This is a genomic window from Faecalibacterium sp., from assembly GCF_052358865.1.
In the GTDB taxonomy this organism is placed as follows: Bacteria; Bacillota; Clostridia; order Oscillospirales; family Ruminococcaceae; genus Faecalibacterium; species Faecalibacterium butyricigenerans.
Map to the genome: position 1 here is coordinate 22,063 of NZ_DAWCVJ010000025.1, position 10,524 is coordinate 32,586.

At 54.5% G+C, this 10,524-nt stretch carries 12 protein-coding genes; 1 reads left to right on the forward strand and 11 read right to left on the reverse strand.

The genetic code is table 11. The annotated features are described in order from the left end of the window. Positions 1-14 precede the first annotated feature (14 nt). Together ACT8X9_RS06015 and ACT8X9_RS06020 are read right to left on the reverse strand one after the other, a co-directional pair. The gene (locus ACT8X9_RS06015) at positions 15-1,928 is read right to left on the reverse strand and encodes an acyl-CoA dehydrogenase family protein (protein ID WP_112146297.1); all 1,914 of its coding nucleotides are present in this window, start codon (positions 1,926-1,928) and stop codon (positions 15-17) included. A 22-nt stretch (positions 1,929-1,950) separates the two neighbouring features. Next, positions 1,951-2,382 (reverse strand): RrF2 family transcriptional regulator, encoded by a 432-nt coding sequence (locus tag ACT8X9_RS06020; RefSeq protein ID WP_112146299.1) that lies wholly within the window; start codon positions 2,380-2,382, stop codon positions 1,951-1,953. Positions 2,383-2,862: 480 nt separating this feature from the next. Here ACT8X9_RS06020 and ACT8X9_RS06025 point away from each other — a divergent pair, with 480 nt between their 5' ends. Further along, complete coding sequence (locus tag ACT8X9_RS06025) at positions 2,863-3,942, forward strand: GGDEF domain-containing protein (RefSeq protein WP_444268426.1); 1,080 nt, start codon at positions 2,863-2,865, stop codon at positions 3,940-3,942. Positions 3,943-4,482: 540 nt separating this feature from the next. Here ACT8X9_RS06025 and ACT8X9_RS06030 read toward each other — a convergent pair. From ACT8X9_RS06030 to ACT8X9_RS06070, 9 genes are all read right to left on the reverse strand, one after another. Next, the gene (locus ACT8X9_RS06030) at positions 4,483-5,154 is read right to left on the reverse strand and encodes a GTP pyrophosphokinase (protein ID WP_156066591.1); all 672 of its coding nucleotides are present in this window, start codon (positions 5,152-5,154) and stop codon (positions 4,483-4,485) included. Continuing rightward, entirely contained in the window at positions 5,151-6,845 is a 1,695-nt protein-coding gene (locus ACT8X9_RS06035) for an FAD-dependent oxidoreductase (RefSeq protein ID WP_444268427.1), read from the reverse strand. Before ACT8X9_RS06035 ends, ACT8X9_RS06030 begins: the two co-directional genes overlap by 4 nt. After that, complete coding sequence (gene trxA, locus ACT8X9_RS06040; protein WP_444268428.1) at positions 6,842-7,162, reverse strand: thioredoxin; 321 nt, start codon at positions 7,160-7,162, stop codon at positions 6,842-6,844. The genes ACT8X9_RS06035 and trxA overlap by 4 nt, the downstream gene beginning before the upstream one ends. 28 nt (positions 7,163-7,190) lie before the next feature. Then, positions 7,191-7,766 carry a 4Fe-4S binding protein gene (locus ACT8X9_RS06045; RefSeq protein ID WP_444268429.1) on the reverse strand — a complete coding sequence of 192 codons (576 nt, stop codon included), beginning with the start codon at positions 7,764-7,766 and terminating at the stop codon, positions 7,191-7,193. Continuing rightward, positions 7,763-7,966 carry a 4Fe-4S binding protein gene (locus ACT8X9_RS06050; RefSeq protein WP_005946404.1) on the reverse strand — a complete coding sequence of 68 codons (204 nt, stop codon included), beginning with the start codon at positions 7,964-7,966 and terminating at the stop codon, positions 7,763-7,765. The genes ACT8X9_RS06045 and ACT8X9_RS06050 overlap by 4 nt, the downstream gene beginning before the upstream one ends. Positions 7,967-8,306: 340 nt before the next feature. Next, on the reverse strand, positions 8,307-8,681 hold the full coding sequence (locus ACT8X9_RS06055) for a desulfoferrodoxin family protein (protein ID WP_005921786.1): 375 nt from the start codon (positions 8,679-8,681) through the stop codon (positions 8,307-8,309). Positions 8,682-8,702: 21 nt separating this feature from the next. Beyond that, complete coding sequence (gene rbr / locus ACT8X9_RS06060; RefSeq protein ID WP_005946411.1) at positions 8,703-9,245, reverse strand: rubrerythrin; 543 nt, start codon at positions 9,243-9,245, stop codon at positions 8,703-8,705. Between the two features lie 79 nt (positions 9,246-9,324). Further along, complete coding sequence (locus tag ACT8X9_RS06065) at positions 9,325-9,981, reverse strand: Crp/Fnr family transcriptional regulator (protein WP_444268430.1); 657 nt, start codon at positions 9,979-9,981, stop codon at positions 9,325-9,327. A gap of 1 nt (position 9,982) precedes the next feature. Then, positions 9,983-10,524 (reverse strand): NifB/NifX family molybdenum-iron cluster-binding protein (locus tag ACT8X9_RS06070; RefSeq protein WP_444268431.1); only part of this gene is annotated, 542 nt, incomplete at its 5' end.

Genomic DNA, 10,524 nt, shown 5'->3' on the forward strand with positions numbered 1-10,524 from the left:
CCTCCTTCACGGCCTCAAGCCTTTACAAATTGATCCTTCGTCTCCGCGCACTCGGGACACACCCACTCGGCGGGAAGCTGCTCAAAGAGCGTACCGGGCGCGATCTCGCCGTCCTCGTCGCCCAACTCCGGCACATACTCGTAGCCGCAGCCGCTGCAGACGTAGCGGTCGCCGATGGGGGCGGGCTTCGGCGGCGTGGGCCGCTTCATCTTTACCATGGGCGGCGCGGGCAGCTTTTCGCCGCTATCCAGCGCGGCAGTGAGCAGGGGCAGGATCTCCTCCACATCGCCCACGATGCCGTAGTCGCAGTTCTTGAAGATCGGCGCGTTACCGTTCTTATTGATGGCCACGATGGTGGAGGCGTCCTTGATGCCCTTAAGGTGCTGGGATGCGCCGGAGATGCCGCAGGCGATGTACAGATTGCCGGTGAACTTCTGACCGGACATACCCACATAGCGGTTCAGCGGCAGATATTTGAGAGTCTCCGCCACAGGGCGGGAAGAACCGATGGCTGCGCCGGCGGCCTTGGCCAGCGACTCTACCAGTTTCATGTTCTTTTTCTCCCCGATGCCCTTGCCCGCGGAGACCACCCGCTCCGCCTGCGGGATGGGCGTATCCATAGGGATGCCCACGGAGAAGTCGTGACCATCCTTCTTCAGCGCCGCCACAAGGTCGGCCACCTGCTGGGCAGCATCCCCCTCCCGGAAGATGGTCTTTTTGCGAATGCCGGTGATGGGCGCGGGTTTCTTGGCCGCCGAACGGCTCTCGCCGCCGGAGCTCTTGCCCAGCCTGCCCAACAGATGAGAGGCGATGACCACCCGCTGGATCTCGTTAGTGCCCTCGTAGAGGGTGGTGATCTTGGCGTCGCGGTAGGCCCGTTCCACCTCCATGCCCTTGAGGTAGCCGCTGCCGCCGTGGATCTGCAAGGCATCGTTGGTGACCTCCAGCGCGATGTCCGAGGCGTACATCTTCGCCATGGCGGACTCCATGCCGTAAGGCGCGTGCTGCTCCTTCAGCTCCGCCGCGGAGTAGATGAGGAACCGGGCGCAGCGCAGCTTGGTTGCCATATCCGCCAGCTTGAAGGCGATGCTCTGCTGGGCCGCGATGGGCTTGCCGAACTGGACGCGCTCCTTGGAATAGCTCAACGCGTGCTCAAACGCGCCCTGGGCGATGCCCAGCGCCTGCGCGGCGATGCCGATGCGTCCGCCGTCCAGCGTGGACATGGCAATCTTGAAGCCCTCGCCCTCCTTGCCCAATAGGTTTTCCTTGGGAACCTTCACGTCGTTGAAGATCAGCTCCGCCGTGGAGGAGGAGCGAATACCCATCTTGTCATAGTGGTCGCCGAACTCAAAGCCCTTCCAGCCCTTCTCCACGATGAAAGCGGAGATGCCCCGGGTGCCGATGTCCGGCGTGGTGACGGCGAAAACCACATAGGTGTCCGCCTTAGGGGCGTTGGTAATGAAGATCTTGCCGCCGTTGAGGAGGTAGTAGTCCCCCTTATCCAGCGCTGTGGTCTCCGTGCCGCCGGCGTCGGATCCGGCGTTGGTCTCCGTAAGGCCGAAGGCGCCGATCTTCTCGCCCTTGGCCAGCGGAACCAGATATTTCTTCTTCTGCTCCTCGGTGCCATAGGCGAAAATGGGCCATGAGCCGAGGGAGACGTGGGCGGAGAGGATTACGCCCGTGCCGCCGTCCACACGGGCCAGCTCCTCCACCGCGATGGCGTAGCTCAGAGCATCAAGACCGGCACCGCCGTACTCCTTGGGGTAGGGAATGCCCATCCAGCCCAGCTTACCCAGCTTCTTGACAGCCTCCTCGGGAAACTCATTGTTCTGATCCATTAAAAATGCGAGTGGCTTGATCTCCTCCTCCGCAAAACTCCGGATCTTCGCGCGCAGCTCTTCGTGCGCCGACGTGGTTTGAAACAGCATACGGGTACCTCCTTTTAAAATTTTACAGCTTGCTTGTATCTTGGGGATCGGATCCGCCGGTCAGCAGCCTGCGCAGGCTCACGGCACGGAACGCCTCGTCCTGCTTTTGCTGCAAAGCCGCCAGCTGACAGTGGATGGCGCACCGCCCATGCTTGTCATGCCAGCGGCATTCATATCCCGGCTCCATGCAGGCGCACAGGATGCCCCGCTCCCCCACGACCCCCATGAGATCGTAGAGGGAGGTCGCGTCCAGATCGCAGGACAGCTCGCAGCCGCCGAGAGCGCCGCGGCTCACCCGCACCAAATTGCCGGCGGAGAGCTTGCGCAGAATCTGGTAGGCAAACTGATTGGGGATCAATTCCGTTTCCGACATCTCGGCCACCGAATGCTTCTCCCCGTCCATCAGCACCCGCAAAATGCGCAGCGCGTAGTCCGTCTCTTTGGTGATGATCATGCTCCACATCCTCTTTTCGCTTGCTTGTTAATACCATAATATCAATCTTGATAAATTTTGTCAAGATAGTTTCAAAAAAAAATATCGCTTTGTTACAGACCGCCCCAGCCCGGGTCAGCTTCGCTTTCCATTCAGCGAAAAGCCATGTCCCTTACAATTATAGAAGCCGAAAAAGCTGTGCCGTGGCAGTCCGCCGAAAGCAGAAAAGACTATGCCTGAAAACCAGAAAGCGGAGAAATTGGTTGGGGCTCGCAGGGGTCGCCCATCCAAGGCGGATGAGGCGATCCCTGACAAGCCTAAGCCATCCAACCGAAACAAGCAATAAAGTGCGTGCTTTTCATTTTATTCATGCCGATCATTCTTGGGAGACAGTAGAAAAATTTCCATTGTTATTGACATGATGTGCGTTACAGAGTAAAGTATTCATCAAGACTGATTCGCAATAAAGAATATCATGGTCGTTCCGTGATCGAGGTCGTTATGATAAAAGGAAATGTAAAAATAGATCGCAAAAATCTCATCAGCATCCTGCAAAGCTGCCTTGTGCTGATTTTGGTGATCCTTGTCGCTCTGATGATGGTCGAGATCGGCAACCTGAAGGGCACGGCCCGCGTCATCAATTATGCCGGGCTGGTGCGCGGAGACACGCAGCGGGCGGTAAAGCTGGAGATCACAGGCACCCGAAACGATGAGCTGATCGCGTATTTAGACGATATTTTAAGCGATCTGACATCCGGGGATGGGCACTACGAATTGGTAAAGCTCAAGGACGCGGCCTATCAGGAAAGGCTGGACATCCAGCATGCCTACTGGGAGCGGCTCAAGGCGGAGGTCGCGGCGGCCAGACAGCGTGGATATGAGAACACCCAAATCGTTGCCATGAGCGAGACCTATTTTGAAATGGCGGACGAAACGGTGTCTGCCGCGGAACACTATTCAGAAAAGATCGCCATGAAGATCCGCACTATTGAGATCCTCTCGGCACTGGATATGCTGTGCCTGGTGATCCTGATCATGCTCCAGACCGCCATGGCACTGAAAATGGCCCGGAAAAACCAACTGCTGGAGCAGAAGGCATACATCGACATCCATACCGGCCTGCCCAACAAAGGCTCCTGCGAGGAGCTTCTCAACAACAGGGAAATTCTCCGGGAGCCTACGGCCTGCGTCATATTTGACCTGAACAATCTGAAAACCGTCAACGATACGAGGGGTCATTCGGCGGGTGACCAACTGATCCTGAGCTTTGCCCGGCTTTTACGCAGGGTGATCCCGGAAAAGCATTTCGTGGGCAGATACGGCGGCGACGAATTTATGGCGGTCATTTACCATACGGACCGGCAGGAGGTGGAGGGCATACTGGACAGTCTGCGCAGGGAAGCCGACGCTGCAAACCGTGACGGCAATCAGCTTCCTCTCAGCTACGCCTACGGTTGGGCGATCTCCGCCGATTATGAAGGTTGCATCATGCGAACGCTGCTGGACAAGGCCGACTATTGCATGTACGAAAATAAGCGAGCCTACTACGCCACCCACGACCGGAGAGCGCCCAGGTCATAAGGCTCTTTTCAAACGAAAAACAGCAAGAACGAATTCGTCTCCACTATTGCGAAAAAAGCCTGGCCTGACGAAGAAAGGACAGGGAGGCGGCACTGAACGTCCACGTCGCAGTTGTGATGGAGGTACTGAAGGCTGGTGGCAGCGTGCAGTTCATCAGCTTTGTTAGCTTTGAGGTGAAGGGGTGCGCTGCCCGATCTGCCGGTTCGATGGTTTGCTGTACAGGAAACTCACCAGCAGGTACTTTACGATGAACGCTGGGGCGAGGGGCGGACGACTATCTTCTTTGCTGCACAACTGCACCATTTTCTCATACACGGACGATAGATCCAGCACTGCCTCACATTTCCGGAGGATGGTCTCCTGCTGCATTGGATACTCGATTAATCCGCCAAACTGATCTGGCCATTGCTGTAACGATACATAGCTGCCCTCCAGGTACAAGGTTTTTGCTGGATTTTTGCCAGTTCTCTTGCTCCAATTATACCACAGATTGGCCTCTATGGATTGAAATATAAGGCTTTTTCTTTTATTCAGTGCATATTAAGTTAGGATGTGCAGCAGATGCTCCATTTTACCATCCCACTCTCTGCTGGAATCGGCGCACTCTTTCAGTTCAGTTTCGATTTCAGCATTTATCGGCAGATTTTTCTTATAGCGGATGGTATGCTCAAGGCTTGCCCAGAAGTCCATGGCGATTGTACGGAGTTGTATCTCCACTGGCACATGGATCTCTTTTTCCGCAAAGAATACCGGCAGCCGGATCGTCAGGTGCAGACTGCGATAGCCATTTGGCTTAGGGTGTGAAATATAATCTTTCTCCGTGATGATTTCAATGTCAGACTGATCTTTTAAGCACTTTGCCAAAAAGAACACATCCTCCTCGAAAGAGCAGATCACCCGCACACCGGCAATATCCATGATATTTGCCTGCATGGTCGGAAAATCCAGAGAAAGTCCGCGCTTCTGCATCTTATTCATAATGCTGGACGGCGACTTCAAGCGACTTTTCATACTTTCTATCGGATTGCGATCATGCTGCAATGAAAACTCTTCGTTTAGAATTTCCAACCTGCTTTCCAGTGCTTTCAGCGCACATCGGTATTGCAGCATGACTTCCTGATACCTGCGATTTTCGCTTAAAAGGCGCTGGCACTGCAGATCATCTAAGCCTTTATCTGCCGCAACCGTCAAGCCAAATAAATTTTCACTCATAGTTTCTCCATTCCGCAGGGATAGGCGCTCCGCGCTGTCTGCTGCTCTTGTGTTACGACCTGATAAAAACTGTATCCGCCGGAGAGATGGGAACAGCTGAAACCATACTGCGTCAAAAGCCGACAGGCCAGATAACTGCGAAGCCCAGTCTGGCAATTCACATAGATAGGCTTGTCCCTTTCTAACTCGTCCAAGTGCTCCCGCAGATCGTCCAGTGGAATATTGCGGAATCCATTCAAGTGCCCACGCCGATATTCGCCTTCCGTACGGACGTCCAGCAGCGTCGCACTGCCATCGCAGGGCAAGTCCTCAACATCATTCCAATGGAACTGCTGCACTTTCCCGCTCTCCAAATCCTCGATCATAAAACCGGCCATATTGACCGGATCCTTGGCAGAGGAATAGGGCGGCGCATAGGAAAGGTCAAGTTCCGTCAGTTCCAAAGCTTTCATTTTTGCGCGAATGGCCGTTGCCAGTACATCAATACGCTTGTCCACGCCCTCGCCGCCAACGATCTGCGCACCCAGCAGCCGCAGGCTTTCCTTTTCATACAGTACCTTCATTGCCATAGACTGTGCGCCGGGGTAATAGGCAGCGTGGGATGCCGGGAAAAGCACGACTTTGTCGTAAGCGATCTCTGCTGCCTGCGCCGCTTTTTCATTGATCCCCGTAGAGGCCGCTGTCAAGCCGAACAGTTTCAGAACAGACGAGCCCTGAGAGCCGTGAAAGTGGCTATTGCCGCCACAGATATTGTCAGCGGCAATGCGTCCCTGCTTGTTGGCGGGTCCCGCCAGCGAAATCAACGCTTTCTGCCCGGTTACAAAATGGGTGACCTCTACGGCATCGCCCACAGCATAGATGTCCGGCACGGAGGTTTCCATCCGCTCGTTGACAGCGATGCTGCCCCGGATGCCCAGCTCAAGTCCGGCCTCTTTTGCCAGATGGGTGTCCGGCGTGACGCCGATGGCCAGCAGCACCATGTCGGAGCGCAGCGGCTCACTTTCCTCCAGCAGCGTCAGCACGGAATCTCCGTCCTGCCGGAATCCGGTGACGGTTTCACCCAACCGCAGAGTCACGCCGTGTCTGCGCATTTCCGCATGGACAAAGCTCGCCATGTCCGCATCCAGTGGTGCTAATAGCTGATTGAGTCGCTGAACGATGGTGACAGAAACGCCCATTTCTGTAAGGTTTTCCGCCATTTCCAGACCGATAAAGCCGCCGCCAGCCAAAACAGCGTTTTTCGGCTTCTGATCCTCTACAAAGTGCCTAATGCGGAGGGTATCCTCCACGGTGCGCAGCGTGAAAACACGCTCACTGCTGACGCCGGAAAGCGCAGGAACCGTCGGCTTTGCGCCGGGTGCGAGGAGCAGCTTGTCATAGGTTTCCGTGTAGACCTTTCCACTATCCAATGCGTGAACGGTGACGGTTTTCTCTGTGGGATTGATTGCAGTTACTTCCTGCCGTACCCGCACATCAATGCGAAAGCGGTCCCAGAAGCTCTCCGGAGTTTGCAGTGTCAGTTCTTCTTGCTCCTTGATCACACCGCCCACATAATACGGCAGACCGCAGTTGGCATAGGACACATAGCCGCTGCGCTCGATCATGATGATCTGGGCGTGTTCATCCAAACGGCGGATGCGGGCAGCGGCAGAAGCACCGCCCGCCACACCGCCTACGATCACAACTTTCATCTTGCGCCCTCCACCATTGCGGCAATCTCCGACTTAGGCCGATAGCCGACCGATTTGGTAATGGCCTTTCCATCCTTGAATACGACCAGCATCGGGATGCTGGATACCTGAAAACGCATCGCCAGCTCCATTTGCTCGTCCACATTGACCTTGCCCACCTTGAGCGTACCGCTTTTTTCTTCGGCAAGCTCATGCAGTACGGGAGAGAGCATTTTGCACGGTCCGCACCAGTCCGCATAGAAATCCATCAGGACGGGCTTGTCGGAATGCAGTACCTCATTTTCAAAATTCGCAGCAGTAATTTTCAGTTCAGCCATGAGAAAGGCTCCGTTCTGTTATCTTTGTTTATTCTTTGTTTTTCAGCTTGCAAATACCCTGCGTCATGGTTCCCATCGGACAAAACGCACACCATGTGCGGGGCTTGTAGAGCACCATAACGATCAGACCCAGCAGCAGAGAGGTCAGCATGAGGCTATAAAAGCCAAAGCTGAACTGCGCCATCCAATCAGCGACTGTACCGGCTGTATAAGTCCAGCCCCATGGCACACGGAATGTCCAGAACAGCTTAATGGCCTCCCGCAGGGACGTAGCACCAGAAGCGACCAGATAGGTCTGGAACACCATGTTGCCGAACATCGTCAGGAAAAAGAGCAAAAAGGCATAACGGAACCACTTGGAGGACATCCAGCGGGGCGTGGGCTTGCAGCGGGAGCATTTAAGGTCTGTCCCCAGCTTGCTGAACAGTTGACCCCGTCCGCAGAGGTGGTTGCAAAAGAATTTGTTCCCGCCAAAGATGGCTAAAAGCAGCGGCAGAAGAAAATCGATCATACCCAGCCACGCGAACAGGATATTGAAAAAGCCCAGTGCAAAATAGATGATGGCATATACCCACAGGTAATCGTACCAATGCTTTGCTTTCATGCGTCAGCCCTCACTTTCACCTCAATGCAGCCGACGGGACAGAGCTTTGCGCACTTGCCGCAGCCTACGCAGCGTTCCGCCTCCACGGCGGCGTAGCAGCCACGGCGCACCTTGACGGCCCCCAGTGGACAGGTATTTTCACACACACCACAGGCGACACACCGCGTCTTATCTATGGCAGCCAGTTTCTTTGACAGCATAGCTTTCCTCCCTTAATCCTACAAGGATTTGTAATAGAGCATACAGTGGCAGACCCCCCTCGAAGCGCGGATCTGCAATTGGATTCTTAAACTCCTGGCACATACATTTGGTTGCCTCTGTGCGCTCCCTGCGGCAGGGGCAGTACCCGCCGGTGCGCTTGAGTCCTTTTCTGATGGTGCTGACAATCTCCTGATCGGAATTGAGATTGATTTTCATGTTCGCCAGCTCTTTCTTGATTGTGGCTTTATCATACCGCAGGACAAAGTCCTTTTCTGTGACGAGGTTACATTGATAAAAAAAATCCGGTGCTTTTGGAGCACCGGATTTTAAGAAGGTGAATTACGCTTTCCACAGACTGTGGAGGTTGCAGTAGGCGTAGACCGCCTCGACCTCATCGCCCTCGCAGAGAGCGAAGCAGACCTCCGGCTTTTCACCGGGATGCAGTTCCTTACGCTGATTGCCCTGCTTGGTCTGGAGAGATACCCATTCGATGTAGTGCTCCGGCAGCATGGGGTGCTCTACGGAGCCGACCTTGACATGGACGATGCCGTTTTCCACCGTCCAGACAGGAACGTGCTTCTCCACGGCGGCATCGGTGGTGCCGGGAACGATCTCGCTCATCGGCTCGCCGCAGCAGACGACAGGGACGCCTACGTCCTTAACTTTGGCAATGATGTTACCGCAATGCTTGCAAATGTAAAACTTCTGCTCCATGATAATTCTCCTTTTCTTTCTTTAATAGTTTTCTGCGTGAATTTCAAAATAGCTCTGGGGATGGTTGCAGGTGGGGCAAACCTCCGGAGCTTTCTCACCGACCACAATGTGACCGCAGTTGCGGCACTCCCATACCTTGACCTCACTCTTGGCAAAGACCTCTGCCATCTCCACATTGTGCAACAGGGCACGGTAGCGCTCCTCATGGTGCTTTTCAATGGCGGCTACCAGGCGGAAACGCTGGGCCAGCTCATGAAAGCCTTCCTCATCGGCAGTTTTGGCAAAGCCATCGTACATATCCGTCCACTCGTAGTTCTCACCCTCAGCGGCGGAGAGAAGGTTTTCTGCGGTGTCGCCAATGCCGTTCAGTTCTTTGAACCACAGCTTAGCGTGTTCCTTCTCATTATCAGCGGTTTTGAGGAACAGTGCCGCGATCTGCTCAAAGCCTTCCTTCTTGGCCTTGGATGCAAAATAGGTGTACTTGTTACGTGCCTCGGACTCACCGGCAAAGGCAGCCATCAGGTTTTTTTCGGTTTGAGTTCCTGCGTATTTCGTTTCTTTCATGGTGGATACTCCTTCCTGCTTTTCTGCTTTTATTGTAGCAAATCTATGATTTTATTCTGTGACGAAGTCACATTCCTTTTTATTTTAGATGATTTAGTCTGTTCTTATCCCGCAGCGTGATTGCACCACGCTTCAGCTCCACCAGTCCGTCCTCCGAGAAGCTTTTGAGCATCCGCGCCACTGCCTCCCGTGCCGAGCTGATGTGCTGGGCGATCTGCTCATGGGTCATACGTATCGTGTCGGAGCCGGTACGTTCCGCTTCGGCAAAGAGAAATTCTGCCAGCCGCTGATCCAGCCCCTTGAACATGATCTGCTGCATTGCCCACATCACATCAGAAAACCGTTTCGTTGCCAGTTCATAGAGAAAACAGCGGACATGGAGATTTTTCTCCTTGAGTGCAGCAATGACATTTGCAGGGATAATCAGAACGTCCGTATCCATTCCGGCAGTCATTTGCGTATCAAAGGTGATCTGGCTGATCACGCAGGAGGCGGAAAGCACGCATAGTTCGCCCGGATACAGGCGGAACAGCGTTACCTCCCGCCCCTCATCAGAGAGAAGATAGGTGCGGATCTCGCCGGAAAGAATAAACAGCATTCCGAGACATTCATTGTCGCTGCTGTGAACGAACGCACCTTTTTTATAATGACGGACAAAGGCACTTCGGCGTAGTGTGTCCATTTCGCGTTCGGTCAAGGATGACCAGAACGGAAGTTGTGTCAGTGTGCGTTCCATATCAATGGCAGCTATGCTTGCCGCAGCCGTGGTCACCGCAGGAGTGACCAGCCTCGCCGTGCTCATGGTCATGGTGGTCACAGTGAACGTTGGGATCGTAGCCCAAACTTCCGTTGAGCAATGCGCTCACCGCCGCGTCAGCGTCCCCGCTGACACCGCCGTAGAGCTTGATGCCCGCTTCGGCGAGTGCTGCCTGCGCACCGCCGCCGATGCCTCCGCAAACCAAAGTGTCCACACCGTGCTGCATTAGGAAGCCTGCCAGTGCGCCGTGACCACTGCCGTTGGTGTCAACGACTTTCGCATGAGTGATTTTGCCGTCCACAGCTTCATAAAGCTTGAACTGCTCGGTGTGACCGAAATGCTGAAAGATTTGACCGTTTTCATAGGCAACTGCAATTTTCATAATGGAATCTCCTTTGCAAGTTTTGCCTGATTTTTCCATGTTGGCTCTCTGCATCCGGCAGCAACGGCCGCAGTGAGCTGCCTCCTGTCCTCCGCAGATGCGGTAGTTTCCCCCGGTGATGTGCAGTGGTTTCCCGTGGA